Origin of the sequence: Bacillus sp. 2CMS4F (assembly GCF_023161785.1) — a bacterium.
GTDB lineage: Bacteria > Bacillota > Bacilli > Bacillales > Bacillaceae > Bacillus > Bacillus halotolerans.
Genome location: NZ_JALNTO010000009.1, coordinates 150,129 through 163,542, shown reverse-complemented (window position 1 = coordinate 163,542; position 13,414 = coordinate 150,129). Strand labels below are relative to the sequence as shown.

At 45.6% G+C, this 13,414-nt stretch carries 12 protein-coding genes and 1 other annotated feature; of the genes, 2 read left to right on the top strand and 10 right to left on the bottom strand.

Annotated features, from left to right (window positions below; genetic code table 11):
* Window positions 1-96 precede the first annotated feature (96 nt).
* The 9 genes from MTN95_RS14225 to MTN95_RS14185 form a co-directional block, all read right to left on the bottom strand.
* Window positions 97-1,440 carry an amino acid permease gene (locus tag MTN95_RS14225; protein WP_248338632.1) on the bottom strand — a complete coding sequence of 448 codons (1,344 nt, stop codon included), beginning with the start codon at window positions 1,438-1,440 and terminating at the stop codon, window positions 97-99.
* Window positions 1,441-1,509: 69 nt separating this feature from the next.
* Window positions 1,510-1,748: a binding site (T-box leader), on the bottom strand.
* Between the two features lie 97 nt (window positions 1,749-1,845).
* Complete coding sequence (locus MTN95_RS14220) at window positions 1,846-2,880, bottom strand: glycosyl hydrolase family 18 protein (RefSeq protein WP_248338630.1); 1,035 nt, start codon at window positions 2,878-2,880, stop codon at window positions 1,846-1,848.
* A gap of 106 nt (window positions 2,881-2,986) precedes the next feature.
* A complete protein-coding gene (gene lutC, locus MTN95_RS14215) occupies window positions 2,987-3,709 on the bottom strand; it encodes a LutC/YkgG family protein (protein ID WP_248338627.1) in 723 nt (240 codons plus the stop codon).
* The gene (gene lutB, locus MTN95_RS14210; RefSeq protein ID WP_202852969.1) at window positions 3,709-5,148 is read right to left on the bottom strand and encodes a lactate utilization iron-sulfur protein LutB; all 1,440 of its coding nucleotides are present in this window, start codon (window positions 5,146-5,148) and stop codon (window positions 3,709-3,711) included. The genes lutC and lutB overlap by 1 nt, the downstream gene beginning before the upstream one ends.
* A gap of 27 nt (window positions 5,149-5,175) precedes the next feature.
* A complete protein-coding gene (lutA, locus tag MTN95_RS14205; RefSeq protein WP_024122905.1) occupies window positions 5,176-5,892 on the bottom strand; it encodes a lactate utilization iron-sulfur protein LutA in 717 nt (238 codons plus the stop codon).
* 436 nt (window positions 5,893-6,328) lie between these two features.
* Window positions 6,329-6,931 carry a two-component system response regulator YvfU gene (yvfU, locus tag MTN95_RS14200; protein ID WP_024122907.1) on the bottom strand — a complete coding sequence of 201 codons (603 nt, stop codon included), beginning with the start codon at window positions 6,929-6,931 and terminating at the stop codon, window positions 6,329-6,331.
* A gap of 16 nt (window positions 6,932-6,947) precedes the next feature.
* Complete coding sequence (locus MTN95_RS14195; protein ID WP_248338625.1) at window positions 6,948-8,063, bottom strand: sensor histidine kinase; 1,116 nt, start codon at window positions 8,061-8,063, stop codon at window positions 6,948-6,950.
* 3 nt (window positions 8,064-8,066) lie between these two features.
* Complete coding sequence (locus MTN95_RS14190) at window positions 8,067-8,804, bottom strand: ABC transporter permease (protein ID WP_248338623.1); 738 nt, start codon at window positions 8,802-8,804, stop codon at window positions 8,067-8,069.
* Between the two features lies 1 nt (window position 8,805).
* The gene (locus MTN95_RS14185; protein WP_105990955.1) at window positions 8,806-9,708 is read right to left on the bottom strand and encodes an ABC transporter ATP-binding protein; all 903 of its coding nucleotides are present in this window, start codon (window positions 9,706-9,708) and stop codon (window positions 8,806-8,808) included.
* A 307-nt stretch (window positions 9,709-10,015) separates the two neighbouring features.
* Between MTN95_RS14185 and MTN95_RS14180 the strand changes: the two genes are divergently transcribed.
* Both MTN95_RS14180 and rsbP read left to right on the top strand, forming a co-directional pair.
* Window positions 10,016-10,828: an alpha/beta fold hydrolase gene (locus MTN95_RS14180; RefSeq protein WP_248338621.1), complete on the top strand. Its 813-nt coding sequence runs from the start codon at window positions 10,016-10,018 to the stop codon at window positions 10,826-10,828.
* Between the two features lie 29 nt (window positions 10,829-10,857).
* Window positions 10,858-12,057: a phosphoserine phosphatase RsbP gene (gene rsbP, locus MTN95_RS14175; protein ID WP_248338619.1), complete on the top strand. Its 1,200-nt coding sequence runs from the start codon at window positions 10,858-10,860 to the stop codon at window positions 12,055-12,057.
* Between the two features lie 49 nt (window positions 12,058-12,106).
* Here rsbP and ganB read toward each other — a convergent pair whose 3' ends face one another.
* Window positions 12,107-13,393 (bottom strand): arabinogalactan endo-beta-1,4-galactanase, encoded by a 1,287-nt coding sequence (ganB, locus tag MTN95_RS14170; protein ID WP_105953940.1) that lies wholly within the window; start codon window positions 13,391-13,393, stop codon window positions 12,107-12,109.
* Window positions 13,394-13,414: the final 21 nt, after the last annotated feature.

Here is a 13,414-nt window from a genome sequence, read left to right as displayed (position 1 = left end):
CTAATTTCGGCTAACAATCATCCGTTTTCAAACTTGAAGGTGTTTTTTATTTGTCTCATCTTATGGGGTCAGTCCCTAATGACAAGAGTTTTTTATTTACTGGTGCTTGCGTCCTTTGACCAAATACGCAATCGTAATCAAAAGGTAGATCGACGCAGTAATGATGGTAATGACAATTGACGTTGTCATGATGACCCCGATCAAAATGGCGAGTAATGCCAGAATCGCAAACCATGTGGTGTACGGGAACCATTTGACATAATAAGCCGGTGTTTCTGTTTGATGTTTTCTTGATTTCAAATGGGCCAATCCGATGATCAGCCAAATAAATAAGACTGTATATCCCAGTGACCCCATTAAGTAATTAAATGTCTGGCTTCCGGCGAACAGAGAAATCAATACGCCAATATATAAAGAAGAAGTGCACATCAGTATCGCAAACATCGGGACGTTTTTCGATGAAAGCTTAGAAAAGATCCGCGGCAGTCTTCCGTCAGTTGCCTGTGTATACAAAATGCGGGACGATCCGTATAAACCTGAATTCATAGAGGAAATGATGGCAAGCAGGATGACTGCATTCATGATATGGTCCGCCCCCGGAATGCCTACCATTTTAAAGACCATCACAAAAGGACTTTCAGGAACTGAATTCACTTGATTCCACGGGATCAGACTGACAATGATGAAAAACGGAAGCAGGTAGAATGCGACAATCCGTGTTAATGTGCTGCGGACTGCTTTCGGGACAACCTGTTCCGGATTTTTTGTCTCAGCCAGCGTCACACCGATAATTTCTGTTCCGCCATAGGAATAGATGACGACAAGCATGGCTGTGATCAGCCCGGTGCCTCCGTGCGGGAAAAATCCGCCGTGCTCTGTCAGATTCGAAAACCCGGCCGCTGTATGATCACCGAATGATACAAATAAGAGCAGCAATCCTAATAAAATAAAGATAACAATAACGGTAATCTTGATCATAGCCAGCCAATACTCAGTTTCGGCGAAGATTTTTACAGAAAGCAAGTTCACAATCGTAACAACAAGAGAAATTGCTAATGCCAGCACCCAGATCGGGCAGCCCGGCAGCCAATATTGAATAAAGATCGCAGCTACAACAGCCTCAGCCGCAATGTTAAGCACCCACATTTTCCAGTAGATCCAGTCCAAGAAATATGCAGCGTAATTTCCTAACACCTGCTGCACAAGATCACGGAAAGTTCTCGCGTTTCGGTTGCGCACAGCCATTTCTGCGAGCCCCTGCATTATAAACAGCAAAATAATGCCGCCGAGCAGGTATGCGATAATGACCGATGGCCCTGCCACATCGATTGCCGAACTGCTTCCTTTAAATAAACCTGCTCCGATTGCACCGCCCAGCGCCATCATCATAATATGGCGGGACGTCATCGTGCGTTTTAACGTCTGATTGTCCTTTTTCATCCTCTTTTTCCTCTCCTTCTCGTCTTCAAAAACAAAAAAAGCCCGCCGTCTCTTATCTATACGAATAGATAAAGAGACGACGAGCCTTCGGCTGACCGCGGTACCACTCTTGTTGATCCTTCCTAGAAGAATCCAGCTTTTTGACCCTGTAACGAAGGTTAGCCGTTAAAACATAGGGAATATTCAATCTATTCCGTTTCGTCCTACCACTCCCGGGCGAGTTCAAAGAAGAATCAGGCTGCGTCGCACCATCCCGCAGCTCTCTGTACTGATACCTTTCTTTTACTGCTCCCAATCTATGTGTTTTAGTTTTCTGAAAAACTTAAATTTTATGATCTGAATATATTAACATAATATACGTGCTTCTGTTTTCTCTGTCAATAACTTGCGAGAAAAAAGAAATTGTTATTTTGTCCCTTTCTGAATGGCCTTCCAGAAGGATTCCGATTCGTGTCCTAAAGCATAGACAGAGACACCGGCTATTTTATATTGTTTCGCCAGACGGCTTTTTGTTTCGATTGTTTTTTCATTTTCATACCAAACGACATGTTTATGTTTCTTTTTGTCAGTGTAAGAAAACGTCATAGAACCTGTTTTTTTATTAAATGCCGGCTTTGCTTTCTGCTTCTTAATGAGGGACTTGATGTCATTCCATTCCTTCGCAGAGCTGCTGCTTCCGTCTTTCAGATCCCAATCATAGCCGTACGCAGGGACCCCCATGATCACTTTGTTTGCTTTGATTTTTTTGACAGAAAACTGCAGCGATCGCTTGATCCAGCTTGTGCTTGCCACTGAGCCCGGTTCGCCCCAAATGCCGTGTTCGTCGTAAGTCATGACTTGCACATAGTCGGCATATTTCCCGATTTTCGCATAATCATACGGCCAGCTCCAGTCATCGTTTTTATCATCGGCGCTTTTGGCCGGAACGGAGACCATTGTTTTGATATGTTTCTTTTTCAGAGCTTGTGAGACATATTGAATGAAGCTTGAGTATGCAGAACGGTCTTTCGGATTAACTGCCTCAAAATCAATATTGACTCCGTAATAGTGGTGCTTTTTTGCCAAAGAAATGAGCTGGTCTGTGAATCGTTTTCTCGCTGTTTTGTCAGTCATGACCTGATTCGCTAAGTTTCCGTCAAAATCATAAATAGCGTCATTATAATTGGAAATGACGGCCCACGTTTTGATTTTATTTTTTTTCGCGTATGTAAGCTGCTTGCCCGGGACATCGCCAATCACACGTCCGTTTTTATCAAACGCAAACGTATCAGTGGCAATGGAGCTGATATATTTATGGTACTTCGTAAGAGAATGGTATGATGCCGTATCCCCGGTAGTATAGCCTAATGTCATACCGGCCGCCTTTGCTTCTGTTTTTGTATACATAAACAGAACGATCGCAATCGCTAGTGAAACAGCTATGATCAGCCATTTTTTCATTTCGTTCCCTCCTTTTTCACGTCATATTCTTCTCATCGGCCAAATTTTTGGAAAATGAAGTTTTTTCAAGCAGAAAGCCCGGCATAAGTTGCCGGGCTTTTTCAGATCAGCGGTCAGATACGAGAATATAAGCCGCTTTAACCGGACCGTGAACACCGACCACCAAATCCATTTCGATGTCGGCGGAGTTGCTCGGTCCTGTAATGTAGTTAATGCATGAGGGAACCGTGATGCCGTCAGCTATATTTTGCCGGATGATATCACTGGCTTGTGTCATTCTCGGCACTATGCTTGATTTCGGCACAATGGCAATATAGGTTGTCGGCAGAAGACTGACAGAGCGGCCGGTGTCTTTTGAAGAATAAAGGACAACCGTACCCGACTCGGCCAGTGTGATTTCACTGAATGTAATCCCCACATTGGCTTGCTCCGCTTTTTTGATATTTTCTTCACCTTGGTCAGCATCCCATTCCCAGACTTGCGTTCCTTCACCAGGCCAGTCTTTGGTGAGCAGGCTTTTTAAACCGTAAGCCTCAAACCGGGGGTCCTTCGGAATGATGACAGGCCCTCCGGAAAATCGGCTGACTTGTTCGCGCAAGGCATCGTACAGACCGATTGAATCCGTCTCAATCAGCTCAGTATGGATTTTGACACAATGGTTTTTGAGCACCGTGACTAAGTCATCGGCCGAATACCCTTCAAATGTTTTATATTGCGGCTGATGCGCCCACTCAGGGACGGCCACGCCACCCGTTCTTCTGTCTCGGCCAAGGCGTGACGCGATCCGGTTTAAAAAGCTCTCTTGATTCTGAATGGTTCCCTTCGTCATCACTGCTCCTCCTTCGTGCGTTCACTTGTTTCTCTATCTGTAAACCAGTCTCTGAATCTTGATTTATGCGGTGCCGGGAAGTCGCGGATTTGCGTCCAGCCTTTAAGCGGGCCGGGTCCTTTCGAAATTTTGTCGTCCTCTGTAAAAGGCGTCATGGCGGCCGGGGCCCATTTTGAGCCCATTTTATAAAGCGACAAAGAGGAAGACCCAAGACCGAATGCTTTCATCGCAAGCTTTTCACTGATCGGCGCTCTGCCTTCTTTTTCGACGATGTTCTGACGATGCTTGAGAAGCAGCTCATGAAGCGGGATTTTGACCGGGCAGGCTTCTGAACAAGCCGCGCACAGTGTAGACGCGTACGGCAGCTCCTTATAATCGTCATAACCGCCGAGCAGCGGCGATAAAACGGCCCCGATCGGCCCCGAGTAAATCGAGCCGTATGAGTGTCCGCCGACATGGCGGTACACAGGGCAGACATTGATACAGGCAGCACAGCGGATACATTGCAGCACAGACTGAAATTCGGTGCCGAGAATATTGGACCGGCCATTGTCAACAATGACAAGATGGAATTCCTCCGGGCCGTCGATTTCGTCTTCCAGTTTGGGGCCGGTTAAGGCCGTGATATAACTCGTCAGCCGCTGTCCGACAGCGCTTCTTGTCAGCATGCCGACAAGCACTTCAAATTCGGAAAATGACGGGACAATGCGCTCCATTCCCATGACAGTGATTTGTGTTTTCGGCAATGTCGTGACAAGCCGACCGTTTCCTTCATTGGTTACAAGGCTGACTGAACCCGTGTCGGCAATGGCAAAGTTGCAGCCGGTAATGCCGATATCGGCTTCCAGAAATTTTTTCCGGAGGATGCCGCGCGCATGCATAACGAGCTCTTCCGGTTTTTCTGTGTGTTTATAGTCCAGTCTTTCCTTAAACACATCGCGAATCTGCTCTTTATTTTTATGAAGAGCCGGTGCCACAATATGTGACGGCGGGTCATGATCATCAATCTGCAAAATATATTCGCCGAGGTCGGTTTCGACGACTTCACAGCCTTCCTCCTCCAGCACTTCATTCAGATTGATTTCTTCTGTCACCATAGATTTAGACTTTACGATTTTTTTGCCGTTTTTCTTTTGAATCACGCTGCGGATATAAGAGGATGCTTCTTCAGCTGTCTCAGCAAAATAAACGTGTCCCCCTCTGCTTGATACATTGGATGCAAGCTGCTCCAAATAAAAATCAAGATTTTCAAGGACATGCTGTCTGATCTCCTCAGATAACGAACGCCATTCTTCCCAGTTTCCCAGCTCTTCGGCTGCTTCCAGCCGTCTCGTCCGCAGACGCTCCTGCGCACCCGAAACAGCGCCTCTCATAAATTCATTATCGATCCCCTGTGATACCCGCTCTTTAAAAGCGTCAGTACCGATTTTCATCGCCATGATCCTTTTCCCCCTCTGTATCCAGTGTTATCTGCTGTTGAGCACTTCGGCGATGTGCATCACTTTGACATTCTTGTCTTTTCGGCCGAGCCGTCCCCCGATATTCATCAAACAGCCGCAGTCAGCGCCGATGAGCACCTCTGCTCCCGTTTCCTCCACACATGCGACTTTCTCATCAACCATCTGCTCAGAAATCTGCGCCATTTTAACAGAGAACGTTCCTCCGAATCCGCAGCAGTTGTGTTTCCCCGGAAGTGACGTGAATTCAAGCCCCTTCACATGGCTCAGCAGTTTCATCGGCTCCTCAGATACGCCGAGCAGCCTCGTCATATGGCATGACGTATGTAAGGTCGCTTTTTTATGAAGGGTCGCGCCGACATCCTCTACCCCAAGGACGTTGACGATAAAATCTGTTAATTCATACGTTTTATCCGCCAGCTTCTGCGCTTTATCCGCCCATTTCGGATCATCTTTAAACAGGTGCGGATACTCCCTGAACATTGTGGTGCAGGAACCGGATGGACTGACGACATAATCTGACTCCTGAAACGTTTCAATCATTCGTTTCATTGCTTTTTTGGCGTCATTGACGTAACCGCTGTTGTAAGCCGGCTGGCCGCAGCAGATCTGCCCCTCCGGAAAATCAACCTCACATCCGAGCCGCTCAAGCAGCTCTACCGTTGCTTTTCCTACGTTTGTTTGAAACATATCAACAAGACAAGTGACAAAAAGTGAGACTTTCATGATGAACCCCTCTCTCATCCCCAATATATGATCTGGTCATCTGATGACCTGAAGTTAAAGCTTTTACCAATATCGTACACTATTTGGACACAAAATTGAAAGCATTTTCTAATGATTTCAGCAATAAAAAAATGCCTGTACATAGGACAGAGCGTTCAAAAGGGCTGATATTGCTTTTTAATGTTCCTGCGTATGTCTTATATGTTTTCACAAAGAGATAAAGGAACGAAAGAGCACTGAGAAGGACGATCCAACCCGCGCCTCCCCTCATTAGCGCAAAAGGGTTTCAAACAAAAAAGCACCGATGAAGGCTGAACCTGACATATCCCGTAACCTTGGTGTATAGTACAAGCTTTGCGGACGGACAAATAGATAACCGAAAAATAACCATGTAAATAAAAGGAACCTGGTTATGTATGATTAACCAGGTTCCTCATTAAATCCATCCTTTCTCCTCAGCAATACTAGCGGCTTCTGTCCGGTTTTTCGCATTCAGTTTTTGGATGATTTCTGAAATATAGTTTCGGACTGTGCCTTGAGATAAATAGAGTTCAAGTGTGATGTCTTTTGTTGTCTTGCCTAAAGCAGCCAGCCGCAGTATTTCTTGTTCTCTTACAGTCAGCGGATTTTCATCACGAATCATGTTAAAGGTTAATTCCGGGCTGAACATCCGTTTTCCCTTTACACACTTTCGTATGGCATCTGCCAGATCGTCAATTTCCCCATCCTTCAAGAGATATCCGTGTACGCCCGCTTTGACGGCGCGTTCAAAATATCCTGGACGGGCAAAGGTTGTCAGAATAATGACCTTGCTTTTACAGCCTTTTTTCATTAGCTCCTCTGCAACCTCCAGCCCGCTGTGAACCGGCATTTCAATGTCCATGATGCAGACATCCGGCTCCAGCCTGAGAATGGCTTTCAGCGCCTCTTCTCCATTTAACGCTTGTCCGATGACCTTCATATCCTCTTCCAGGTCAAGCAAGGATCCCAGAGCGCCTAAAAGCATTCGCTGATCCTCAGCAATAAACAGACGAATCATCTATTTCGTCCTCCTATCATTCTGCTTTTCTAATGAGCGGAATCGTCAGTGTCAACACCGTTCCGTTATGGTCTGAAAGAGTCATCTCTCCGTCAATAAACATCAGCCGCTCTTCCATTCCCCGCAATCCATTCCCAAACATCTTCTCCTTCACCGCTCCTGTTCCGTCATCCCGTATAAGAACGGTCATTTTGTCGGCATATTGAGAAATGGTGACTGCACAATGGGTCGCTTTGCTGTGCTTGATGATATTTGTCACTGCCTCCCGCATACACATACTGACAATATTTTGAGTGACGGGGGATATGTCTGAAAAATCTTCGGTCCCTTCGTATTGAAAGGTAATATTACCCGCCCTTAAAATGTGCCGAATGTTGGCTAGCTCCTCCGTCATGGTGACCGTTCTCATATCCGCTACAAGCTCACGAACTTGTTTGAGTGCCGCACGCGAGCTTGTTTCCATTTCTTTCGCTTCAAGCTTGGTCCGTTCTGCATCGGCTGCCGCCAGCCGCTGAATCAGCTGGCTTTTTAACGTGAGGAGCGAGAGGGTATGGCCGAGTGTATCATGAAGATCGCGGGCTATCCGAACACGTTCCTCCCTTTTGGTGAGTTCCTTTATATGTTCGTTGGCTTGGTCAAGCTTCTTTTCAAGCTCTATTCTTCGAAACATGGAACGAATTCCGAAGGGAGAAATCAGCATAATGACCAGAAACGGAAGAACAGAAAACAGCTCCCTGATCGAGGCCGAATCCGCCAGAAAATGATACACGCAAGGAAATATCAGCATGAAGACAAGACCAAAGAAAGCACGGTTGAACTTCGTTTTCTCACGGTAATAGCCCACAAAGTTTGCCGGGAAAAAGCCTAAATAAATATAGCTGATATGATAAAACAAACTATAAATAAAAATAATGGCCATTTGCGCGCATAACCAATACGTAAATGAAGGTCTGTCCGCACTGACGAACAATTGACGATATGTCACAACAAATAGGAGCAGCATGCCATATCCCAGCACTTGTTTGCTGCCTGATTCTCTCAATAAAGAAAGAAACGGCATAATGGTATACACCAAAAAGATATAAGGGAAAAAACCGAATTGCTTTGGAAATATGGAATTTATGAGTTTCATGTATTACACCGCTTCTTGTTTTCTTCTTATATACTTAAATAGTAGCATGAAGATCACTAAATAAGCGATTAACATCAGAATATTTTTCCAGGTTGGAAGCTCGCCTTGAACAAGAGCCCACGCTCCGCTCCCAAAATGATAAGACGGGAGCCATTGACCTATGTTTTTCAATATGTCCGGCATGACCTCGATCGGCATCCACATGCCCCCGCTTATCGCCAGCAGCATGTAAAGCACATTACTGACCCCGGCTGCCGTTTCTACTTTTCTCATGAGACCGATTAAAGTCCCTAACGCTAAAAACGGAAATGCCCCAATTAAAATCCAAAGCCCGCTCATGACCCATTCAAACGGTGACAAGTCAATGCCGTTTATGATGGCGCCGGCAAGAAAGATGACAGTAATAGATAAAAGATGAATGACACTTTGCCCGATCATCTGAGCCGCCAAATAAATATGATCCGGCAGAGGCGTGATGCGGATAAAAACTGACCAGCCTTGTGCCCGTTCTTGTACCAAACGGATTCCAAGCGTCATCATAGACGAACCCATTACGCTGAAGGTTGTCATAGACATTAAATAATGGGCATTCCAGGCGCCCTTGTCAGCGACATTGGTATTTACTACGTTTGTAAAGAGATAGTAAAAGGCAATCGGCATAACAAGCGACCAAAACACAAAGTATTTATTCCTGAGCACCCTTTTCATTTCAGCTATGCACTGTTTCCGCAGCATGTTCATCTCACATCGCCTCCCTGTTCCCGTCAGCAAGCTGTCGAAATGCCTCATCAAGCGTTCCTTGATCGATTCGAATATCATGTGCATTGATGTTTTCTTGAAAGATGAGCGCTAACACTTTATCAGTATTTGACGTTTGAATGCTGATTCGCTGATGCTTTTGAGTCACTCGTTCTACTTCCGGATGCCGATAAAGCTTTTCCAATGATTCATCCGATGAAACCTTAAAGGAAACAGACTGCTTCTGAATCCTTGCTCTGATTTGCTTCGGCGTTTCGTCTGCGGCAAGCCGTCCTTCAGCAAAAAACAAAATGCGCTGCGCGGCATCATCTGCTTCCTGTAAATAATGAGTTGAAAAAATAATGGTCTTGCCTTGATCCGCCAGGCTGTTCACTGTCTTCCAAAACTGGTGTCTTGATGTCGTGTCCATTCCGACAGTCGGTTCATCAAATACAAGTAACTCCGGATTGCCGGCAAGTGCCAAAGCAAAGCTCAGACGGCGTTTTTGTCCGCCGGATAATTTCTCTGCCGGTGTTTTCAAATCTTCTTTTGTGAGTGCTGTCAGCGAGACAAGCTCTTTCATGGATAATGGATGGGGATAATAACTGCGGATAAGCTCGAGGGTTTCGCAGACCTTTAATCCCGGCATGACACTTACTTCCTGCAGCATGGTACCGATTTTTTCACGCACCTGTTTTTCATCAGGCTGACGGTTAAATAATTTGATTTCACCCTCACTTGGCTTCAGCAATCCCAGCATCATAGAGATCGCTGTTGTCTTCCCTGCGCCATTCGGGCCAAGGATGGCCACGATCTCTCCTTTTCCTATGCTGAAATGAATGTTCTTCACTGCTGTTTTTTGCTGAAAATGTTTTGTGACATTTCTTACTGACACAACCTCATTCATTTTATGAGCACCTCCTGATTGCTTACATTGATTGTAAAATACCGGATCAGATGATTTTAGTAAGGGGTGTCATGATTTGAGATGACAAATGTCATTTGTGTCATTCAGATGATATTACCGCTTTATATTATATCCGGCACCTAGGCAATCCTTCCGCTACATCTTCCAATCAATCCAGCTCTCCATGCCGCATGTCCTCTTTCTGCAAGACGCCTATTTACTTTCATAGAAAGCCCGCAATTCACGCCTTGAAGTGGTATGATATACATATTAATCTTCATGTCGTTTTAGCTGAAAGGAGCCGACTATGGATCAAGCTATTTTGACTAGGAATCATGTGAAGGTGAGGGGGAACGGTGCAGCATCCATCGTATTTGCACCTGGCTTCGGGTGTGATCAGAGCGTGTGGAATGCCGTGGCTCCTGCCTTTGAAGACGAATACCAGCTGATTCTATTTGATTACGTAGGTGCGGGAAATTCTGATTTGCACGCATATGATATGGATCGTTACCGCACACTTGACGGCTATGCCCAGGATGTTCTGGATGTTTGTGAAGCGTTAGATCTGTCAAAAGCCGTTTTTATGGGGCATTCTGTCGGGGCTGTGATTGGCATGCTTGCATCATTACGACGTCCCGAGCTTTTTTCACAACTGATTATGGTGGGGCCTTCTCCTTGCTATTTAAATGATCCGCCTGAGTATTACGGGGGTTTTGAGGAAGAGCAGCTCCTTGGGTTAATAGAGATGATGGAGAAAAACTACATAGGCTGGGCAACCGTTTTTGCGGCAACCGTATTGAATCAGCCGGATCGGCCAGAAATTAAGGAAGAGCTGGAAAGCCGTTTTTGTTCTACTGATCCTATCATTGCACGGCAATTCGCGAAGGCAGCGTTTTTTTCAGATCATCGAAGGGATCTTCCAAAGGTGACCGTGCCTTCACTTATTCTGCAATGTTCGAATGATGTCATTGCACCGTCGGCAGTAGGTGAGTATATGCATAGGCATCTCCCTTACAGCACACTGAAACAGATGAAGGCTCAAGGGCACTGCCCGCATATGAGCCATCCCGAAGAGACGATACAGCTGATCAGCGATTATTTGAACGCATACGTGATTTAGGAACGAAAGGGATAGAGGTGACCCTCTGAATGGATCAACAATTGAATCATGCACCATGCGGTTTCCTTACTTTATCAGAAGAGGGTACCATTTTAGCTGTCAATCACACCTTGCTTAAGATTCTTGATTATGAATCGGAACAGGTGATCGGTCAGCATATCAATGCTCTTTTAACCGTTCCCGCAAAGCTTTTTTATCAGCTTTATTTTGTTCCGCTTTTGCAGCTGGAGCAACACATTGAGGAAATGTACATCTCCCTGGAAACAAACAATGGGGAAGAAATCCCTGTCCTTGTAAACGCTGTTCAGAGGACGGATCAGGAGGCTGCTGTAACAGAATGCGTTGTCATTCCGATGCGGAAGCGAAACGAATATGAAAATGAGCTGCTGATTGCCAGAAACGCGGCCGAGGAAGCACTGCTCGCCAAACAGAAAGCAAATGCAGAGTTGGAAATTGCTTTGCAGACGCTGAAGGTGAAACAAGAAGAGCTTCTTGCGATCAATAAGCAAAATCAGCAATTCAGATTGAATACAAAAAGAGAGCTTGAACTCGCCAGAAAGATTCAAGAAAATTCATTGACCGAGCCGATCTTGAATGATCACATTCAGATTGATTCGTATTATAAAGCATCCAGTGACTTATCAGGCGACTTATATGGATTTTATCAAATCGATGAGCACCGCTACGGCTTGATCCTCCTTGATGTGATGGGACACGGCATTTCATCTGCATTAGTTACAATGTCCCTCCATCCTTTATTTCAGCGATTAATGACACAAGGGATCAGTCCCGACAAAGTCATGAAGGAACTAGACTACCATCTTCACAGTTTGTTTCAAAACGACGAGGAAGCAAGGCATTACTGTACCGCTATTTGCCTCATCATTGATACAGACCGGCAAAGAATTGATTATGTCAACGCGGGCCATCCGCCCGCATTATGGCAGGATGCCGAGGGAACCCAATCAACGCTGGACGCAACCGCACCGCCGATTGGGATGTTTGAAGAAGCGGTGTTTCAGTCAAGCACCCTTGACTATACATGCGGCGGAAGGCTGCTTCTGTATACAGACGGTGTGACGGATCCGACGGCATCATGTTATTTACACCGTTTAATAAAGGACCATCCTGATTTGCCTATAGCTGAGCTGAAAAACAAAATCCTCTCATCTCTTCAAGCTGAGCCCAAAAACGATGATGAGTGTTTTATTTTAGTAGATGTAAAATAAAAGAATCCATGAGAGATAACAATGCGTTGTTACACCTCATGGATTTTCATTATTTTTTCGGGATATGGCCTGTTTCCGCGTATTTGAATACCTGTAAGGATGGCAGCGGATGTCCGTTGAAATCAAACAAAGCTTGATTATCCACTGCACTTCCTCCATACCACTTACCTGCGTCTTTAGGATCGTATTCGGCTGCATAGCTGGCGGCCCATCCGGAACCATATGTTTCCCATATCGTTTTATTTTTCTCCAATTGCGTCTTCGGGCCGACCGGAATCCACGCAGGCTCCCAATAAAAAACGCCCAATCCGGCTGTTCCTGTCTTTGCCACTGCGTCCATCACATCTCTTAGGGCATTTGCCTGGCCTTGCACTGAAATCGGGTATGGCAGCGTCTGACCGCTTTTAGGCGCTGTGTTTTCATGTCCGTCTCCGTCTTCAGCCGTATAGGTGTATGACGTTTCCGCCACCATGACTTTTTTGCCGTACGTATCCGCAACAGCTTTCAGCACGGAGGACAAATTGTGTAACGTACCGTGCCAGAATGGATAATATGAGCTGGCAAATACATCATAATCGACTTTGTTTTTGTTGAGGGTTTCAGCAATATATGAATATCGTCCTGACGTTTCTGGGTTGGTGAAATGCAGCGCGACCAATATGTCACGATTTGTTTCCCTGACTGCCCGGCTTCCTTCATTGAATAATTGACTCATCTTCTTCCAATCCGTTTCACCGGCAAATGCTCCTGTTGTTTCGTTTCCGACCTGTACCATACCGATATCAATGCCTTCCTTGACCATGGCTTGCAGACTTTGTTTTGTAAATTCATAGAGCTTCGCTTTCTTAGCTTCGAAGCTTAAGTTCGCCCAAGCCTTTGGCACCTTTTGTTTTGCAGGATCTGCCCAGAAATCGGAATAATGAAAATCTGCCAGCAGCTTCATCCCGTTCGCGGTTGCTCTTTTTCCGATTTGGATGGCTTTTTGAACATCATTATTGCCTCCCCCATAACCATTGCCATAAGCGTTATACGGGTCATTCCAAATGCGGACGCGGACATAGTTGACACCTGCTTGCTTTAAGGTTGTAAAGATGTCCTGACGTTTCCCGCTTGCATTGAAAAAGGTTACACCGCTGTTTTCTAAAGCAATAATGCTCGACACGTCAACTCCTTTGATAAAGTCCTTGTTCATGCCCGCTACCTTTTTAACAAAAAGGTCATTTGCCTGAAGCTCTGACACATATTTCTCCCCCTCTGTGGCGGCATATCCCGATGAACTTCCGATCCCGCTCCAGACGATAACAGCGACTAACAGCATGATGATACTGCTTTTCATATTTCCACCCTCTCACGTAAG

Coding starts and splice junctions, on each gene's coding strand:
- MTN95_RS14180 (WP_248338621.1), top strand. CDS start 10,016: ATGGATCAAGCTATTTTGACTAGGAATCATGTGAAGGTGAGGGGGAAC.
- MTN95_RS14220 (WP_248338630.1), bottom strand. CDS start 2,880: ATGAAAAAATGGCTGATCATAGCTGTTTCACTAGCGATTGCGATCGTT.
- yvfU (WP_024122907.1), bottom strand. CDS start 6,931: ATGATTCGTCTGTTTATTGCTGAGGATCAGCGAATGCTTTTAGGCGCT.
- lutC (WP_248338627.1), bottom strand. CDS start 3,709: ATGACGAAGGGAACCATTCAGAATCAAGAGAGCTTTTTAAACCGGATC.
- MTN95_RS14190 (WP_248338623.1), bottom strand. CDS start 8,804: ATGAACATGCTGCGGAAACAGTGCATAGCTGAAATGAAAAGGGTGCTC.
- ganB (WP_105953940.1), bottom strand. CDS start 13,393: ATGAAAAGCAGTATCATCATGCTGTTAGTCGCTGTTATCGTCTGGAGC.
- lutA (WP_024122905.1), bottom strand. CDS start 5,892: ATGAAAGTCTCACTTTTTGTCACTTGTCTTGTTGATATGTTTCAAACA.
- rsbP (WP_248338619.1), top strand. CDS start 10,858: ATGGATCAACAATTGAATCATGCACCATGCGGTTTCCTTACTTTATCA.
- lutB (WP_202852969.1), bottom strand. CDS start 5,148: ATGGCGATGAAAATCGGTACTGACGCTTTTAAAGAGCGGGTATCACAG.
- MTN95_RS14225 (WP_248338632.1), bottom strand. CDS start 1,440: ATGAAAAAGGACAATCAGACGTTAAAACGCACGATGACGTCCCGCCAT.
- MTN95_RS14185 (WP_105990955.1), bottom strand. CDS start 9,708: ATGAATGAGGTTGTGTCAGTAAGAAATGTCACAAAACATTTTCAGCAA.
- MTN95_RS14195 (WP_248338625.1), bottom strand. CDS start 8,063: ATGAAACTCATAAATTCCATATTTCCAAAGCAATTCGGTTTTTTCCCT.